This is a genomic window from Catellatospora sp. NPDC049133, from assembly GCF_040648455.1.
Taxonomy (GTDB): Bacteria; Actinomycetota; Actinomycetes; order Mycobacteriales; family Micromonosporaceae; genus Catellatospora; species Catellatospora aurea.
Genome location: NZ_JBEZDT010000015.1, coordinates 52,705 through 69,609 on the forward strand (window position 1 = coordinate 52,705; position 16,905 = coordinate 69,609).

Here is a 16,905-nt window from a genome sequence, read left to right on the forward strand (position 1 = left end):
GGTCGGATGGGATGTCGGGTAGGCAACCGGTCCTGACGATGACCGCCATCAGCAAGTCCTTCCCGGGGGTGCGCGCGCTCGACGGCGTCGACTTCCGGCTGTTTCCCGGCGAGGTGCACGCCCTCATGGGCGAGAACGGCGCCGGCAAGTCCACCCTGATCAAGGTGCTGACCGGTGTGTACGCCCACGACGCGGGCGACATCGAGCTGGCCGGGCAGCAGGTGTCGTTCACCGGCCCGATGCAGGCCGCGGCCGCCGGGGTGAGCACCGTCTACCAGGAGGTCAACCTCTGCGCCAACCTGTCGGTGGCGGAGAACATCTTCATCGGCCGCGAGCCGCGCACCCTCGCCGCGATCCGCTGGGGCGAGATGCGTCGCCGGGCCCGCGACCTGCTGGCCCGGCTCGACCTGCACATCGACGTGACCCAGCTGCTCGGCACGTACTCGCTGGCCGTGCAGCAGATGGTCGCCATCGCCCGCGCCATCGACATCCAGGCCCGGGTGCTCATCCTCGACGAGCCCACCTCCAGCCTCGACGCGACCGAGGTGGAGCAGCTGTTCCGCATCATGCGCCAGCTGCGCGACGAGGGCATCGCGATCATCTTCGTGACGCACTTCCTCGACCAGGTCTACGGCATCGCCGACCGGATCACGGTGCTGCGCAACGGCCGCCTGGTGGGGGAGTACCCGACCGCCGAGCTGCCGCAGCTCGCCCTGGTCGAGAAGATGATCGGCAAGGAACTCGACGTGCTGGAGAGCCTGGACGAGCAGTCCAAACGCGACCTCGCCGCGCTGGAGGCGAGCACGCCGTTCCTGCAGGCCGAGGAGCTGGGCCGCAAGGGATCGGTGGCGCCGTTCAGCCTGACCATCCACGCCGGCGAGGTCGTCGGGCTGGCCGGGCTGCTCGGCTCCGGCCGCACCGAGGTGGCCCGCCTGCTGTTCGGCGCGGACCGGGCCGACCACGGCCGGACCGCCGTCGACGGCAAACCGGCGTCGCTGCGCAACCCGATCGCCGCGATCGGCCACGACATCGCGTTCTGCTCCGAGAACCGGCGCACCGAGGGCCTGGTCGGCGAGCTGAGCGTGCGCGAGAACATCATCCTCGCGATGCAGGCCGCGCGCGGCTGGCTGCGCCCCGTTCCGCGCCGCCGCCAGGACGAGCTGGTCGACAAGTACGTCAAGGCGCTGAGCATCCGCCCCGCTGATCCCGAGATCCCGGTGCGCAACCTGTCCGGCGGCAACCAGCAGAAGGTGCTGCTGGCCCGGTGGCTGATCACCGAGCCGCGGCTGCTGATCCTCGACGAGCCCACCCGGGGCATCGACGTCGGTGCGAAGGCCGAGATCCAGAAGCTGGTGGTGCAGCTGTCCGACGGGGGCATGGCGGTGCTGTTCATCTCCGCCGAGCTGGAGGAGGTGCTGCGCCTCAGCCACAAGATCGTGGTCATGCGGGACCGGCAGCTGGTCACCGAGCTGGCCAACGATCACACGGTGGACGCCGACCGCGTCATGCAGACCATCGCCAGCGGCACGCACCACGAAGGGCCGGAAGCATGAGCGAGCGCAGCGAGCGAATCAGCAGGCTCAGGGCATATGCCGTCGACGAGCGAAGCGAGGAGAGGGCATGAGCAATTCGAAGGCACGGTGGGACGCCGTCACCGCCCACTCGCTGTTCTGGCCCGCGGTCGCGCTGGTGGCGCTGCTGGTGGCCAATACGATCTACCGGCCCGGCTTCCTGTCGGTCGAGATGAAGGACGGGCACCTCTACGGCAGCCTCGTCGACATCCTGCGGCTGGCCGCTCCGCTGATCCTGGTCGGGCTCGGCATGACGCTGGTCATCGCCACCGGTGGCATCGACCTGTCGGTCGGCTCGATGTGCGCGATCAGCGGCGCGATCGCCTGCCTGCACATCAGTCAACAGCCGGACCAGAACGCCCTGAGCGGCGTGCTGGTCGCGCTGGCGCTGGGCATCGGGCTGTCGCTGCTGCTCGGCGCTTGGAACGGTGCGCTCGTCTCGATCATCGGCATCCAGCCGATCATCGCCACACTGATCCTGATGGTGGCCGGGCGCGGCCTCGCCCAGCTGATCACCGAGGGCCAGATCATCACCATCAACTCCGAGCCGTACAAGTCCGTCGGCGTCGGCTACCTGCTCACGCTGCCGCTGGCCATCTTCATCGCGGCGGGCGTCGCGCTGCTGGTCGCCGCGGTGACCCGTCGCACCGCGCTCGGCATGATCATCGAGGCGGTCGGCGGCAACGCCGAGGCCAGCCGGCTGGCCGGCATCCGCTCGGCCCGCATCACGTTCCTGGTGTACGTCATCAGCGCGGTGTGCGCCGGCATCGCCGGGTTCATGGTCACCGCGAACGTGTCCAGCGCCGACGGCAACGCGGCCGGCCTGTGGATCGAACTCGACGCGATCCTCGCCGTCGTGATCGGCGGCACGTCGCTGGCCGGGGGGCGGTTCTCGCTCAGCGGCACCATCCTCGGCGCGCTGCTCATCCAGACCCTGACCACCACCGTGTACGCGATGAACATCTCACCGCAGACGTCGCTGCTGTTCAAGGCCGTGGTCGTGATCATCGTCTGCCTCGTCCAGGCCCCCGCGTTCCGGGCCAGGTTCGCGCGCCGGCGACCCGCCGCGCCCGCCGCGCCGACGGCGGCCGACCAGAGCAAGGAGCAGGTGCCGGCATGACCACGAGCTCGCTCACCCCCACCCGCGACTGGTGGCGCATCCCGCAGCGGTACGTGCCGGTGCTGGCCACGCTCACCCTGCTGCTGGTCATGTACGGCGTCGGCGTCTCGCAGTACCGCGCCTTCTCCAACATCCAGGTCGTCTTCAACGTCTTCATCGACAACGGCTTCCTGCTGGTCGTCGCGGTCGGCATGACGTTCGTGATCCTCACCGGCGGCATCGACCTGTCCGTCGGCTCGGTCGTCGCGATGACGGCGATGATGTCGGCGTCGCTGCTGCAAGGTGGTACGCATCCGGCGGCGGTGCTGGTCGTCGCGCTGCTCGTCGGGCCGACGCTGGGCCTGCTGATGGGCTGCGTCATCCACTTCTTCGACATCCAGCCGTTCATCGTGACCCTGGCCGGCATGTTCTTCGCCCGGGGCATGTGCACCTTCATCAGCAAGGAGTCGATCCCGATCACGGATCCGTTCTGGACCGCCATGGCCCAGGAACGCATCGGTGACCCGAAGGGCAACTTCGTGTCGATCAGCGTGCTGGTCGCGTTCGTGGTCGTGCTCGTGGGCGCGTTCGTGCTGGCGTACACCCGGCTGGGCCGCAACGTCTACGCCCTCGGCGGCAACCAGCAGTCGGCGCTGCTGATGGGCCTGCCCGTCGGCCGGACGAAGATCGCGGTGTACGTCATCAGCGGCCTGTGCTCGGCGATCGGCGGGATCCTGCTGTCGTTCTACACGCTGTCCGGCGCCCCGCTGATCGCCGTCGGCATGGAGCTCGACGTCATCGCCGCGGTCGTCATCGGCGGCACGGTGCTCACCGGCGGCTCCGGGTACGTCTTCGGGACCGTGCTCGGGGTGCTCGTCCTCGGCGTGATCAAGACCCTCATCACCTTCGACGGCAGCCTCAACTCGTGGTGGACCAAGATCGTGATCGGTGGGTTGCTGTTCGCGTTCATCCTGCTCCAACGCCTCATCGGCATCCGCAAGAAGTAACCCCGACCCGTATCGCGGAAGGCAAGCACATGACAACGCATCCCCAGCCCGAGGTCTGGTTCCTCACCGGCAGCCAGGGCATGTACGGCGAAGAGACCCTGCGCCAGGTCGCCGGCCAGTCCCGGGAGATCGCCCGCATCCTCGACGAGTCGCCGGGCATCCCGGCGCGGGTGGTCTGGAAGCCCGTCCTGACCTCCAGCGGCGAGATCCTGCAGGTGTGCCGGGAGGCCGCCGCACAGGGCGCCGTCGGGGTCATCGCCTGGATGCACACCTTCTCCCCGGCGAAGATGTGGATCTCCGGGCTGGATGCGTTGACCACGCCGCTGTTGCACCTGCACACCCAGGCGAACGTGCTGCTGCCCTGGGACGAGATCGATATGGACTTCATGAATCTCAACCAGGCCGCGCACGGCGACCGCGAGTTCGGGTACATCCAGACCCGGCTCGGGGTCGCCCGCAAGACCGTCGCCGGCCACGTGTCCGACCCGCGGGTGGTCGCCCGGGTCGGCGCGTGGACCCGCGCGGCGATCGGCTGGTCGGCGATGCGCTCGCTGCGCCTGGCCCGCTTCGGCGACAACATGCGCGACGTGGCGGTGACCGAGGGCGACAAGGTCGAGGCCGAGCTGCGCTTCGGCGTCTCGGTCAACACCTACGGCGTCAACGACCTGGTCGACGCCGTAGGGGCGGTCGCCGACGCGCAGATCGACGAGCTGGTCAAGGTGTACGACGACACCTTCCGTGTCGCCCCCGAGCTGCGTCCGGGCGGTGAGCGCCACGACTCGCTGCGCTACGCCGCCCGCATCGAGGCCGGCCTGCGCAACTTCCTGGAAGCGGGCGGCTTCCGCGCGTTCACCACCAATTTCGAGGACCTGGGCGGCCTGCGGCAGCTGCCCGGCATCGCGGTGCAGCGGCTGATGGCCGACGGCTACGGCTTCGGCGGCGAGGGCGACTGGAAGACGTCTGTGCTGGTCCGCACGTTGAAGGCGATGTCGGTCGGCACGTCCGGCGGCACCTCGTTCATGGAGGACTACACCTACGACCTCACCCCGGGCCAGGAACTGGTGCTCGGCGCGCACATGCTGGAGGTCTGCCCGACCATCGCGGCCGACACCCCGAACGTGGAGATCCACCCGCTGAGCATCGGCGGGCGCGAAGACCCGGTCCGGCTGGTCTTCGACGCCCAGCCCGGCCCCGCCGTGGTCATGGGCCTGGCCGACATGGGCGAGCGGTTCCGGCTGGTCGCCAACGAGATCGACGTCGTGGCCCCGCCGCAGCCGCTGCCGAAGCTGCCGGTCGCCCGCGCGGTCTGGCGTCCCCGGCCGTCGCTGGCCGGCTCCGCCGAGGCGTGGATCACCGCCGGGGCTCCGCACCACACCGTGCTGTCCCAGGCCGTGGGCGTCGAGGAGCTGCACGACCTGGCCGAGATGGCGCGCACCGAGCTCGTCGTGATCGACGCGGACACCACCACCCGCCGCTTCGCCGACGAGATCCGCTGGAACCAGGCCTACTACCGGCTGGCCCGAGGATTCTGACCCCGCCCCGCAGACGACGGATGCGCCCACCCGGCGAGGGTGTGCGCATCCGTCGACCTGTCGGCCGTCCGCGACGAAAGTTGATCAACATGCGATACGATGTGCCGTCAGGGGAGCAGCAGCCATGAGCCAGCAGCCGGCCGCCCGCGCCGCGGTGATGAACGACGTCGCCCGCCTCGCCGGGGTCTCGCACCAGACCGTGTCCCGGGTGCTCAACAACCACCCGAGCGTGCGCGACGAGACCCGCGAACGGGTGCTGGTGGCCGTCCGGCAGCTCAACTACCGGCCCAATGCGCTGGCCCGCGGCCTGGCCGGGCGGCGTTCCCGGGTCATCGGCGTGGTCAGCTTCGACACCATCCTGTACGGCCCCGCCGCGACCCTGCTCGGCGTCGAACGGGCGGCCCGGCACGCGGGATACGGCATCAGCATCGTGGCGTTGGAGAAGCTCGACCGTGCGGGCGTCACCGAGGCGGTCAACCGGCTCACCGAGCAGTCCGTGGCCGGAGTCGTCATCATCGCGCCGCTGCTGACGGCGGCCGCGGCGGCGCACAGCCTGCCGACCGGGGTACCCGCCGTGGTCGTCGAATCCGACACCGCCGGGGACCTGCCGACCATCTCCGTCGACCAGGTCGCCGGGGCCCGGCTGGCCGTGGAGCACCTACTCGAACTCGGCCACGAGACGGTGTGGCACCTGACCGGGCCGAAGGACTGGCTGGAGGCCCGCGACCGCGTCGACGGCTGGCGGCAGGCCCTGGAGGCCGCGGGTCGCCGCGTCCCGGCGGCGATCGTGGGCGACTGGAGCCCACGCTCGGGCTACGAGGCCGGGCACCGGATTGGCTCCGACGTCACGGCGGTGTTCTGCGCCAACGACCAGCAGGCCCTGGGCATGCTGCGGGCGCTGCACGAACGCGGCATCCGGGTGCCGGAGGACGTCAGCGTCGTCGGCTTCGACGACATTCCCGAGGCCGAGTACCTGTCCCCGCCCCTGACCACGGTGCGCCAGGACTTCGACGAGGTCGGCCGCCGCTGCCTGGCCGCCCTGCTGGACCTCCTCGACGCCCACGACACCCCCGACGCGCCGCCGCACCCCCGCGTCGCCCCGACCCTCATGGTCCGCGCCAGCAGCGGCCCACCCGCCTGACCCTCCACCAGAACCTCACCCGCCAGGCCGCGTCCCCTCCTTGACCATCCGACCTGCCTGGCATCCGTGCGTATCTTGCGAGGCTGTTCACCCATCTGCCTGGCAGGTCGAAGGATCAAGACAAAGGCCGACCCGGCGGTGTGCGCCGGGTCGGCGGAGCGGGTGGAGCCGGAGGACGGTCAGAGGAAGCGCCAGAGGCGGTCGGTGGCGGTGGAGTCGTCGGCGGTGACGATCTGGGCGCCCTGGGACGTTGAGCTGCCGGTGACGGCTAGAACCTTGCCGCCGTTGGCGCACTGGATGCGGAAGGTGCCGTTCGAGGCGTGGCGCAGGCGCCAGCGGTGGTCGGCGGTGCCGTTGTCGGCCCACTGCATGATCCGGGCTCCGGTGGCGGTGGACATACCCTCCACGCCGAGCACCTTGGCGCTGTTGCCGTTGCGCAGGCGCAGGTAGCCGCCGGTGTCGACGATCGCGGTCCAGAGGTGGTCGGCGGTGCCGGTGTCGCCCCACTGCAGCACCAGGCCCCCATCGGCGGTGGACATGTTCTGCACGCCCAGCACCAGGCCGGAGGCGACGTTCTGGATACGCCGCGCACCTTCGGGCACGAAGCGCCAGAGGTTGTCGGCGGTGCCGTTGTCGGGGTCCTGCACCGCCTGCGCGCCCTGGGCGGTGGAGCCGCTGAGGATCGCCAGCAGCTTGCCGGTGTGCACGTTGCGCAGCTTGTGGGAGCCGTCGCCGTTGTCGACGACCGTCCAGCGGTGGTCGGCGGTGCCGTTGTCGGCCCACTGCATGACGCGGGCGTTGTCGGCGGTGGACATGTTCTCCACGCCGAGGACCTTGCCGCTGTTGGCGTTGCGCAGCCGCAGCGCCGAGCCGTCGACGATGAGCTCCCAGTTGTGGTCGGCGGTGCCGTTGTCGGCCCACTGCACGGCGAGCCCGCCGTCGGCCGTGGACATGTTCTGCACCCCGAGGACCAGCCCGCTGGCCGCGTTGGCCAGCCGGAACACCGCACCGCCGGTGGTGCCGCCCTGGCCGGAGGCGTTCCAGTAGACGGTGTAGTTGTAGCCGTGGGCGTCATGGAAGGGCGCGAGGTTGACCGTGGCCCCGTTGGCGGTGGCGGTGAACGCCAGTGAACTGGTGCTGGTGCGGGTCACCGTGCTGGTGGTCAGGCTGGGCAGCGCGGACAGGCTGGTGTTGCCGTAGTTGCCGGCGAGCACGACCGGGCCGTAGGTGACCGCGGAGACGTTGGCGTTGTCGTTGGCCGCCCGCATGACCACCCGCATGGGCAGCTTGACGGTCACCACGTCGCCTGAGGTCCAGGACCGGGTCAGGGTGGCGTACGTGCCGGGCGTCGTGGTGACGCTCTGCACGGTGCCGTTGACGCTTACGGTGGCCCCGGTGGTCCAGGACGGGATGCGCAGCCGCATCGACCACGAGCCGCTCACGCTGCCGGTCACCGTGAGCGTCGTGGTGTCGCTGACCGGGTACGTGGTGGTCTGGGTGACGGTGATGCCGCGAGAGGCCCAGGTCAGCACCGATGGCGTGTACAGGTTCACGGTCAGCGTGGTGCCGTTGTAGAAGTAGATCGAGTCGGCCAGCTTCGTGTTGGTCTCGATGCCGGTGCCCTGGCAGCACCAGAACGTGGTGTAGTCGGTGCTCCACGTGCCGCCGCCCCAGGCCGGGCCCACGCCGCGGCGGCCGCCCGGGTTCAGCGGGGTGAAGTACGTGAAGTGCCCGTGGCTGTCGGCCGGGTTCTGCTGGCCGATGAGGTGGTTGAGCAGCGCGCGCTCGTAGAAGTCGAAGTACGCGGCGTTGTCGGGGTTGAGCAGCCACAGCTCCCGGGTCAGCTTGAGCATGTTGTACGTGTTGCAGGCCTCGGCCGTGTCGGTGTTCAGGTACGCGGCGATGGCGTTGGGGGCGCGGAAGTGCTCGGCCTGGCTGTTGCCGCCGATGGCGTAGGTGTGCGCGTTGACGGTGATGTTCCAGGCGTTGGCCGCGATGTCGCGGTAGCGGGTGGTGCCGGTCGCCTTGTACTCGCGGGCCGCGCCGATCCACTTGGGCACCTGGGTGTTGGCGTGCAGGCCGTTCAGCGAATCCTGGTTGGCGGCCAGGGGGTTGAAGACCGCGGCGTGGTCGAAGCGCTGCGCGACGGTGAGCCAGCGGGAGTCGCCGGTCTGCTGGTAGAGGTCGGCCAGCACGGCGTTCATGCCGCCGAACTCCCGGCCCAGCACGGACTGCATCTGCGAGGTGCTCAGCCGGCCGGTGCGCCAGTCGACCCAGCCGGCGAAGCTCAGCAGGACGTCGCGGGCCTGGGTGCTGCCGATCAGGCGCCACACGTCCAGCAGGCCGGCCAGGGTCTTGTGCAGGGCGTAGTACGGCACGTTGCCGTTGGTCAGGTTGCCCGCTTCGAGGGCGGTGAAGTCGGACTCGGGAAAGCCCGACAAGTATCCGGCGGTGAACCCGGCGGCCGAGTTGTTGGCCTGGCAGGCGGCCAGGGCGGCGACCATCTGGGTGGCCTTGTCACGGCACGTGGTGTCGCCGAGCACGGCCCAGGCCTGCGCCCACGCGGTGAGGAAGTGGCCCTGGCTGTGGCTGCGGAACGGGAAGGTGGGGGCCTCCCAACCGCCGGTGGCCGCGGCCCCGTTGGTCGACAGCCGGTGGTTGGCACGGAACACGTAGAGCAGCCGGTCGACGCTGACGTCCCGAAGGTAACTGAGCGTGCGGTTCTGGTTGTCGAGCCAGCGGCCGGTGGTGAGCCGCACCTCCGAGAGATCGAAGGGGTAGGCCGAGACGCCGAGGTCGGCGCGGGCCGGGGGGATCGCCGCGGCGGCGGCCTCGGTGGCGGTGAGGGCGGGCGCGGCCGCGGCCGCGGTGGCGACGCCGGCGGCCTGCAGCAGGCGGCGGCGGGACAGGGACGGTGACCACATAGGAGCTCCTTGACGTGGAGGAAGGGACCTGGGCGGCGTGACCGATCACATGGCTATCCAGTAACGCACGCCGGGACGGCAGGACGGTGCCATGCAGTGCAGGTTGAAGCGGTCATATCGCGCGCCCTCGATCCCGCCTCATGAATGTGACCGATAACAATCGAGGCGTCAAGACGTTCCGAAAATGTTTCCGTCGGGTTGCTGGTGGGCGCGGGGTTCGAGGATGAAGGCGAAGATCGTGGGTGGGGTACGATGCGCCGACAGGGGGTCACGATGAGTCAGCAGCCGGCCGCCCGGGCAGCGGTGATCAAGGATGTCGCGCGCCTCGCGGGCGTCTCGCATCAGACCGTGTCCCGGGTGCTGAACGATCACCCGAGCGTGCGCGACGAGACCCGCGAGCGGGTGCTGCGTGCCGTGAAACAGCTCAACTACCGCCCGAACGCGCTGGCGCGAGGGCTGGCGGGGCGGCGGTCGCGGGTCATCGGGGTGGTCAGTTTCGACACCATCCTCTACGGCCCCGCCGCGACCCTGCTCGGCATCGAGCGGGCGGCGCGGCATGCCGGATACGGCATCAGCATCGTGGCTCTGGAGCGGCTCGACCGCAGCGGCGTCGTCGATGCCGTGAACCGGCTGGCCGAGCAGTCCGTGGCCGGCGTTGTGATCATCGCGCCGCTGCTGACCGCGGCAGCGGCGGCGGGCAGCCTGCCCAGCGGCGTGCCCGCGGTCGTGGTCGAGTCGGACATGGCCGGCGACCTGCCGACCGTCTCCGTGGACCAGGTCGCGGGCGCCCGGCTGGCCGTCGAGCACCTGCTGGACCTGGGACACGAGACGGTGTGGCACCTGTCGGGCCCCAAGGACTGGCTGGAGGCCCGCGATCGGATCGACGGCTGGCGGGCGGCCCTGGAAGCGGCAGGCCGCCGCGTTCCGCCGGTGCTCGCCGGTGACTGGAGCCCGCGCTCGGGCTACGAGGCGGGTCGGCAGCTGGCCGATCGCGGCGACGTGACCGCGGTCTTCTGCGCCAACGATCAGCAGGCGCTGGGCATGCTGCGGGCGCTGCACGAGCGCGGCGTGCGGGTGCCGGAGGACGTCAGCGTCGTCGGCTTCGACGACATCCCCGAGGCGGCGTACCTGTCGCCGCCGCTGACCACCGTGCGGCAGGACTTCGACGAGGTCGGCCGCCGCTGCCTGGCGGCGCTGCTGGAACTGCTCGGCGTCGACCGCCCGTTGGGGGTCGCGCGCCACCCGCGGGTGCCGCCCTCACTGGTCGTCCGGGCCAGTAGCGGCCCGCCGCCCGCGGCCTGAAGGCGCTCAGCCCCGGTCGACCAGCCGCACCTCGGCGATGCCGATCGCATCCGTTTCATCCAGGCGGGTCGTGCCGTCGAGGGAGAAGCCCGCCCGCTGGTAGAAATGGACCGCGTTCGTGTTGGGCCGATAGGCGTACACGCACACGGGTCGTCGACCCCGGGCTCGCAGGTCCGCGACGGCATGGCTGAACAGCTGCCGGCCGAACCCCGCGCCGAGGTGGTCGGGATCGACATACAGCCCGTACACCTCACCGGCGCCCGGGCCGAGATCCGGATCGTGGTCAGCCGGTCCGGTGCGGCAGAAGCCGACGACGGCACAGTCGCCTTCGGCCACCCACAACCTGTGCCCGCTCGGCATGGTGGTCAGGTACTCGGCCCAGTCCGCGGCTTCCTGGACCGGGTCGAGCGCGCCGAGCAGCGGCGCGGCCATGAACTCCGCGTACGCCGATCTCCATGAGCGGACCTTGATCCGGCCGATGGCGGCCGCATCCTCGACAGTGGCAGAACGGATCACCACCACAGGGTACGGATCGACCGGTGGGCGGGCGCGCGAGTTGTCTTCGCCATATTCATGCACTGGGGGTGCTGGAACATCGGCCGATCCGTTACGGTGACGCCGTGACGGATTCGTGGACCCTCGCCATCGCACGTGACGACCTGTCCCACACCGAACTGGTGCGGCACCCGGTGCCCGAACTCGCCGACGGCGAGGCCCTGTTGCGCGTGGACCGGGTCGGCATGACCGCGAACAACGTGACCTACGCCGTGCTCGGCGACACGTACCGCTACTGGGACTTCTTTCCGGCCGCCACCGCCGGGCTCGACGCGCGGTGGGGCCTGGGCCCGCTGTGGGGGTTCAGCGAGGTGGTCGACTCGCGAGTGGACGGCGTCCCGGTCGGTCAGCGCCTGTACGGATACCTGCCGCCCGCCGGTCACCTTGTCGTCCGGCCCGGCCGGGTCGACGAGCGCGGGTTCCGCGACGCCAGTCCACACCGGGCGCAGCTGCCGTCGCCGTACAACGCCTACGCCGCGACCACCGGTGACCCGTCCTACGACGCCGACCGGGAGGACCTGCTGATCCTGTTCCGTCCCCTGTTCGTGACCTCGGCGATGCTCGCCGACCGTCTGCAGGACAACGACTTTTACGGGGCCGCGACGCTGGTGCTGTCGTCCGCGTCGAGCAAGACGGCGTACGCGGCCGCGTTCGAGCTGCGCGGCAAAGGGCCGCGCCTGGTCGGCCTCACCGCACCCGGCAACGTGGCCTTCACTCGTGAGCTGGGCTGCTACGACGACGTGCTGCCGTACGACGGGATCGGCGAACTCGACCCGGCGACCCCGACCGCGTACCTCGACCTCTCGGCGAACCCGGCCACCCGCGCGGCGCTGCGCGCCCACCTCGGCGACCGCCTCGTGCACGACGTCGCCGTGGGCCTGACCCACCAGGAGCGGGCGACCGGCGCGACCGCCGTGTTCTTCGCCCCGGACCAGATCCGCAGACGCACGCTCGACTGGGGCCGCCCGGAGCTGGACCGGCGGCTCGCCGAGTCCTGGAGCCGCTTCGCCGCGGTCGCCGAGCAATGGGTCGACATCACGGTCAGCCACGGCCCGGACGGGCTTCGCGAGGCCTGGCTCGGCATGCTCGCGGGCACGACCCCGCCGCGCGTCGGCCACGTCATCGCCTGCTGACGGTGTCGTGGCGGCTACGGCCGCTTGCCGGCGGCGAGGTCGGCGACCGCTTTGCCGAGACGCGCCGCGCGGGTCTCCGGGTTCACGGCCTTGAGCAGCGGAAGCATCACCAGGTACTGCTCGGTCTTGCCGAGCTGCGCGAAGAAGTCGGCGGCGGCCGTGTTCGCGGCCAGCGCCGCGGTGAGATCTGCGGGCACGATCGCCTCGCTCTGCTTGACGTAGGCGGCGTCCCAGCGCCCGTCGGCCTTGGCCGCCTCGACCTCGGCCAGGCCCGGCGCGCGCATCCGGCCCTGCGCCATAAGCGCCTCCACGCGTTCCACGTTGACCCGCGACCACGAGCCCCTGGGTCGGCGGCGGGAGTAGCGCTGCAGGAAGTGGTCGGCGTCGAGGGACTTGCGGACGCTGTCGATCCAGCCGTAGCAGTGGGCCACGTCGGCCGCCTCGGTCACGCTGATCGCGGGCTGCCGCGAGTTCTTCTTGCGGACCTTCAGCCACGCGCCGTCGGGGCTGCCGTGGTGCTCGGCCAGCCAGGCCTCCCACTGATCCGGGTGTTCGAAGCTCAGGATCTCCACGCCGCCGACTCTATGCCTGACGGCCGACAGGCGACCGAGATCGGCGAGGTGGGCCCGGTGCCAGCGTGAACGTCCGGCCGGTCCTGCTCGGACCGGCCGGACGCCGGATCAGCGGGTCGTGCAGAGGTTGCCGTTGAGCCGGAACAGCGGCGGGAGGACGTTCGGTCCCTGGTAGTTGCCGACGTAGCCGACGTTCACGGTGGCTCCCGGCGCGATGACCTTGTTGAAGTCGGCGTTGGACACGGTGACCGCGGAACCGGTCTGCGTCCAGGTGCCGTTCCAGCCACTGCCGAGCTGCTGCCAGGCGGTCGGCCAGCTGAACGCCAGGGTCCACGTGTCCACCGGGTTGGCGCCGGTGTTCGTGATGTCGACGCTGCCGACGTACCCGTTGCCCCAGTTGCTGGCGTCGGTCAGGGTGACCGCGCACGGTGCGGCGGTGGGCGTGCCGGTCTGGAAGGTCACCGGCGGCGACGCCCAGGAGACCCGGCCGGAGCCGTCCCGCGCGATGATGTTGGCCGTGTAACGGGTGCCCGGCGTCAGGTTGTGCACGGTGAACGTGGTCCCCGTGGTCTCGCCCCACTGCTCGCTGATCGTGCCGAGCTGCCGGTGGATCTCGTACTTGAGCCCGGCGGCCCCGGCCGGCCAGGTGAGCGTGGTGCTCGTGGCCGTGACGGCGGACGCTACCGGGCGACCGGGCGTCGCCGGGCGGGCACTCGTTGCCGCCGTGCGCAGGACGAGCGTCGTCAGCGAGTTCGGCGCGAGCGTCACCGAGGTGGCGCTGCCGGTGCCGGTCGTGATGGCGGTGTCGCCGTTGCCGAAGGTGTGCACCTGGGCGCCGGCGGCGGGGGAGTATCCGGAGTAGCTCAGGCTGACCTGCTTGCTCGCGGCCTCGTCGGTGTTGACGAGCAGCACCGCGAGGTCGCCGTCGGCACGGCGGGCGGCGTGCGCGCGGACCGCCGGGTCGGATGCGCCCGCGCGGATCAGCTGGTCGCCGGGCTTGACGAAGCGTGAGGTCATGGCCAGGCCGAAGTACGGAGCGAACGGGGTGTTCATCGGCGGTTCGCAGACGGAGCCGTCGGCGTTGCAGGAGGCGCTGGAGAGCAGGCCGAAGTCGCCGTAGTCGGTGTGCCCGCCCACCGTGGACACGGTGCCGATGCCGTTGTGCACGTTCCACCAGTCGATGTTGAACACGCCGGCGGCGATCAGGCTCGCGTAGGCGTCGGCGGCGAACAGCGCACCGGGTTGGGTGTTCTGGCCGTACCCGGTGTTGATCTCGGTGAGCGCGATGCCGAGGTTCTTGCCCGCGTACCGGTCGATCTGCCGCCGGGCCAGCCAGACCGCGTCGGTCACCTGCGCGGTCTTGGACAGCGCCTCGGTCGACGAGGAGCCGCCCGGATACCAGTGCAGGATCGCGAAGTCGACGGACGGACCCGCGATGGAGAGCACGACCTGGTTCCAGGTCCCGGCGTCACCGGAGCCGACGATGCCGTCGGGCCAGTTGCCGGGCGTGGTGAGCACGATGCCGATCTTGATGGTGGGGTCGACGGCCTTCATCGCCTCGGCGTACTGCTTGGCGACAGTGGCGTAGCCGGCCGGGCTCTTGTCGGCGTGGTCGTCGGCCTCCCAGGTCGCGCCGTAGTGGCCGTTGCCGTACAGCTCGTTGCCGATCTCCCAGTACTTCACGCCGTAGTTCTTCTCGATGTTGGCGTAGCGCACCCAGCCGGCGGCCTCCTCCGGCGTGCCGGTGCCGTAGTTGGCGATCACCATGGCCTGCGCGCCGGCCCGCCGCACACCGCCCATGAAGGTGTCGAAGTCGGTGTCGGGAGCGACGTAGCCGCCGGGCGCGGTGTGGGTCTGCCAGTGGTAGATGTCGGAGTAGGACCCGCCGGGGTAGCGCATGGTCTGCACGCCGGCGCTCTTCATCAGGTCGGCGACGGCGTTCGTGCCCAGCTGCGAGTCCCAGACGGCGTGGTTGACGCCGATCGCGGCGTCTCCGGCGGACTCCAGCCCGGCGCGGGCGTTGACGGTCACGGTCACGGCGGGCTCGGCGCTCGCCTGGGTCGGGACGGTGAGGGTTGCCGCTGCCAGCGTGAACGCCAGCAGGGCGATGCGGCTCTTTCTCATCGTCGGACCTCCTTTCGGGAATGGTGATTGGAAGCGCTCCCAAGAGTCGTACGGCCATCGATCGATGTCAACCGTGCGGCCCGGACGACTGTGCTGGCAGATCAACGTCCCTGCATCGAAAGAGGGCGAGGCAAGCCTTAGATTGACGGCACCCTATCCCACCTCGTCGGAGGTATCCCGTGAAACTCCGTCGCACCCTCGTGGCGCTGCTCACCGCCGTCGCGGCGCTCGGTGTCACCGCCGTCGCGCAGGCCCCGGCCGCGCACGCCGCCACGCCCGACCGCTGGGCGTTCGCGTTCATGGACAACCCGGTCCCGCCGGCCGCCTACCTGATGGACCCGACCCGGCAGTGGAAGAGCGACAACATCCCCAACAGCACGGTCAGCCCGCTGGTCGTCGGCCGCTACCGGGTGAGGTTCCCGAGCATCGCCTCGGCCAACGGCGTCGCCCACGTCACCGCCGTCGCCGGTGATCCGCGCTGGTGCCAGGTCTGGAACTACTACGCCTCCGGGGCCGACCAGATCGTCGAGGTGCAGTGCTACAAGTACACCGGGGCGGTGATCAGCCCCGACTGGTCGGCGTTCACGGTCATGTACTCGACCAGCTCCGGCCCGCTCGTCGGCCCCGGCACGTACGCCTACGTGCAGGGCAAGTCCACCGGCGGCACCAACACGTCGTACAACCCGATCGGCGGGGTCAACACGGTCACCCACGGCGGCATCGGCACCGGCGTCTACAAGGTCTGGCTGCCCGGCGTCAGCACCGGGGTGCAGGACGGCAACCTGCAGGTGACCGCGCAGCACCCGAACAGCCCGCGCCGCTGCAAGGTCGACAACTGGATCCCCGGCGGGGCAGGGCTGGACGTCGTGGTGCGCTGCTACGACCACACCGGCGCACCCGCCGACAGCTGGTTCGACCTGACGTATCACCGTGAGCGCTCGGTCTACGGGGCGTTCAACCCACCGAAGTACTTCGCCTACCTGTGGAGCAACGGGTTCCCCGGCCCGTCCACCTACAGCTCGGTCGGCTCGGTCGTCGTCTCGACCCCGGCGGGCCCCGGGCTGCAGTACAACGAGTTCCACAAGGTCGGTTTCCGGGAGGGCCACGTGCAGGTCACCGGTTACCGCAGTGGCGCGAGCTACTGCAACCTGCAGAACGTCTGGCTGATCTCCGGCACCGTCGTGATCGTCCGCAACGTCATCTGCTGGACCGCCGCAGGCGCTCCGGTGACCCCGGAGTACTTCATCAGCTACAGCTCCCGGGTGTGAACCCCGGGCGGTCGTCCGGTGGCGGGCCTCCTCTCCTGCCACCGGAGGGCCGTCACCGGCTATCCGTTCGTCTTGGAACCCAGCACTGCGCGCAGTGCCCAGAGCACGCCGATGGTGATACCGCCGATGGCGGCGAACTTGCCCACGAAGTCCGCGCCGGAGATCGCGAGAATCGCGATGGTGGCGCCGTACACGATCGACAGCGCGATGAGCGCCTTGGAGGTGATGTTCTGCATGCCCGGCACTGTCTCATATCGATGCCAGGTAGCGCACTACCTGATCTACGCCCGGTTCAGGTCCGGGACGGGGTCGGCGTCGGCGCGGCGGGCGGCGGAGCCGGGGTGGCGGGCGGCGCGGCGGGCGGCCTGGTCGGCACGACCGGCGGGAGCGGAGCCGGTGGCGGGGGGAACTGCCGGTCGCGGTCCCACCACTCGGGGCGCTCGTGCCACCGATCGCGGTCGTGGTGCCAGCGTTCCTCCATCCGCTCATGGCGTACACGGTGGGCGGCAGCGACCAGGGCCGCGCCGACGCACCCGGTCAGGCAGGACCCGGCCAGGAACGCCCCGACCAGCGCGAGAGCGAACCTGCCGGAGGACTCACGCCGCACCGGACGGGGCGCGACGGGCTCGTCGACGGTGGCTTCTGCCTCATCGGTCATACCTCCATCGTGGGCCAGA

General features: G+C 70.5%; 14 protein-coding genes. 8 read left to right on the forward strand and 6 right to left on the reverse strand.

The features are described from left to right. Positions 1 to 11: 11 nt before the first annotated feature. The 5 genes from AB0B35_RS18705 to AB0B35_RS18725 all read left to right on the forward strand — a co-directional run bounded on the left by AB0B35_RS18705 (position 12) and on the right by AB0B35_RS18725 (position 6,350). Positions 12 to 1,553: a sugar ABC transporter ATP-binding protein gene (locus AB0B35_RS18705; protein WP_361046799.1), complete on the forward strand. Its 1,542-nt coding sequence runs from the start codon at positions 12 to 14 to the stop codon at positions 1,551 to 1,553. A gap of 67 nt (positions 1,554 to 1,620) precedes the next feature. Beyond that, a complete protein-coding gene (locus AB0B35_RS18710) occupies positions 1,621 to 2,691 on the forward strand; it encodes an ABC transporter permease (protein ID WP_361046802.1) in 1,071 nt (356 codons plus the stop codon). Then, positions 2,688 to 3,677, forward strand: a complete 990-nt coding sequence (gene yjfF / locus AB0B35_RS18715; RefSeq protein WP_361046805.1) for a galactofuranose ABC transporter, permease protein YjfF — start codon at positions 2,688 to 2,690, stop codon at positions 3,675 to 3,677. Before AB0B35_RS18710 ends, yjfF begins: the two co-directional genes overlap by 4 nt. Before the next feature lie 29 nt (positions 3,678 to 3,706). Beyond that, positions 3,707 to 5,209, forward strand: coding sequence for an L-arabinose isomerase (gene araA / locus AB0B35_RS18720; RefSeq protein WP_361046808.1), 1,503 nt, complete (start codon positions 3,707 to 3,709; stop codon positions 5,207 to 5,209). A gap of 124 nt (positions 5,210 to 5,333) precedes the next feature. Beyond that, on the forward strand, positions 5,334 to 6,350 hold the full coding sequence (locus AB0B35_RS18725) for a LacI family DNA-binding transcriptional regulator (RefSeq protein ID WP_360532636.1): 1,017 nt from the start codon (positions 5,334 to 5,336) through the stop codon (positions 6,348 to 6,350). A gap of 179 nt (positions 6,351 to 6,529) precedes the next feature. On the opposite strand, the gene AB0B35_RS18730 is transcribed toward AB0B35_RS18725, so the two are convergent. After that, a complete protein-coding gene (locus tag AB0B35_RS18730; protein WP_361046811.1) occupies positions 6,530 to 9,274 on the reverse strand; it encodes a beta-L-arabinofuranosidase domain-containing protein in 2,745 nt (914 codons plus the stop codon). A 273-nt stretch (positions 9,275 to 9,547) separates the two neighbouring features. Between AB0B35_RS18730 and AB0B35_RS18735 the strand changes: the two genes are divergently transcribed. Further along, positions 9,548 to 10,576: a LacI family DNA-binding transcriptional regulator gene (locus AB0B35_RS18735; RefSeq protein WP_361046814.1), complete on the forward strand. Its 1,029-nt coding sequence runs from the start codon at positions 9,548 to 9,550 to the stop codon at positions 10,574 to 10,576. A 6-nt stretch (positions 10,577 to 10,582) separates the two neighbouring features. Here the strand turns inward: AB0B35_RS18735 and AB0B35_RS18740 are convergent, their stop codons facing one another. After that, complete coding sequence (locus AB0B35_RS18740; RefSeq protein WP_361046817.1) at positions 10,583 to 11,092, reverse strand: GNAT family N-acetyltransferase; 510 nt, start codon at positions 11,090 to 11,092, stop codon at positions 10,583 to 10,585. Positions 11,093 to 11,196: 104 nt separating this feature from the next. On the opposite strand from AB0B35_RS18740, the gene AB0B35_RS18745 reads away from it, so the two are divergent. Continuing rightward, on the forward strand, positions 11,197 to 12,264 hold the full coding sequence (locus AB0B35_RS18745) for a DUF2855 family protein (protein WP_361046819.1): 1,068 nt from the start codon (positions 11,197 to 11,199) through the stop codon (positions 12,262 to 12,264). A 14-nt stretch (positions 12,265 to 12,278) separates the two neighbouring features. Here AB0B35_RS18745 and AB0B35_RS18750 read toward each other — a convergent pair whose 3' ends face one another. Both AB0B35_RS18750 and AB0B35_RS18755 read right to left on the reverse strand, forming a co-directional pair. Further along, positions 12,279 to 12,836 (reverse strand): YdeI/OmpD-associated family protein, encoded by a 558-nt coding sequence (locus AB0B35_RS18750; protein WP_361046822.1) that lies wholly within the window; start codon positions 12,834 to 12,836, stop codon positions 12,279 to 12,281. 108 nt (positions 12,837 to 12,944) lie between these two features. Beyond that, positions 12,945 to 14,960: a cellulose binding domain-containing protein gene (locus AB0B35_RS18755; protein WP_361046824.1), complete on the reverse strand. Its 2,016-nt coding sequence runs from the start codon at positions 14,958 to 14,960 to the stop codon at positions 12,945 to 12,947. Between the two features lie 179 nt (positions 14,961 to 15,139). On the opposite strand from AB0B35_RS18755, the gene AB0B35_RS18760 reads away from it, so the two are divergent. Continuing rightward, a complete protein-coding gene (locus AB0B35_RS18760) occupies positions 15,140 to 16,228 on the forward strand; it encodes a hypothetical protein (RefSeq protein WP_361046827.1) in 1,089 nt (362 codons plus the stop codon). 59 nt (positions 16,229 to 16,287) lie between these two features. Here AB0B35_RS18760 and AB0B35_RS18765 read toward each other — a convergent pair whose 3' ends face one another. Then, positions 16,288 to 16,464 carry a hypothetical protein gene (locus AB0B35_RS18765; RefSeq protein WP_360532612.1) on the reverse strand — a complete coding sequence of 59 codons (177 nt, stop codon included), beginning with the start codon at positions 16,462 to 16,464 and terminating at the stop codon, positions 16,288 to 16,290. A gap of 56 nt (positions 16,465 to 16,520) precedes the next feature. Then, a complete protein-coding gene (locus AB0B35_RS18770; RefSeq protein WP_361047053.1) occupies positions 16,521 to 16,886 on the reverse strand; it encodes a hypothetical protein in 366 nt (121 codons plus the stop codon). Positions 16,887 to 16,905 lie beyond the last annotated feature (19 nt).

Bases quoted from the DNA above. Each gene is read 5' to 3' on its own strand.
- AB0B35_RS18725 (WP_360532636.1), top strand. From the start codon at position 5,334: ATGAGCCAGCAGCCGGCCGCCCGCGCCGCGGTGATGAACGACGTCGCC.
- araA (WP_361046808.1), top strand. From the start codon at position 3,707: ATGACAACGCATCCCCAGCCCGAGGTCTGGTTCCTCACCGGCAGCCAG.
- AB0B35_RS18730 (WP_361046811.1), bottom strand. From the start codon at position 9,274: ATGTGGTCACCGTCCCTGTCCCGCCGCCGCCTGCTGCAGGCCGCCGGC.
- AB0B35_RS18705 (WP_361046799.1), top strand. From the start codon at position 12: ATGTCGGGTAGGCAACCGGTCCTGACGATGACCGCCATCAGCAAGTCC.
- AB0B35_RS18710 (WP_361046802.1), top strand. From the start codon at position 1,621: ATGAGCAATTCGAAGGCACGGTGGGACGCCGTCACCGCCCACTCGCTG.
- AB0B35_RS18755 (WP_361046824.1), bottom strand. From the start codon at position 14,960: ATGAGAAAGAGCCGCATCGCCCTGCTGGCGTTCACGCTGGCAGCGGCA.
- AB0B35_RS18770 (WP_361047053.1), bottom strand. From the start codon at position 16,886: ATGACCGATGAGGCAGAAGCCACCGTCGACGAGCCCGTCGCGCCCCGT.
- yjfF (WP_361046805.1), top strand. From the start codon at position 2,688: ATGACCACGAGCTCGCTCACCCCCACCCGCGACTGGTGGCGCATCCCG.
- AB0B35_RS18735 (WP_361046814.1), top strand. From the start codon at position 9,548: ATGAGTCAGCAGCCGGCCGCCCGGGCAGCGGTGATCAAGGATGTCGCG.
- AB0B35_RS18765 (WP_360532612.1), bottom strand. From the start codon at position 16,464: ATGCAGAACATCACCTCCAAGGCGCTCATCGCGCTGTCGATCGTGTAC.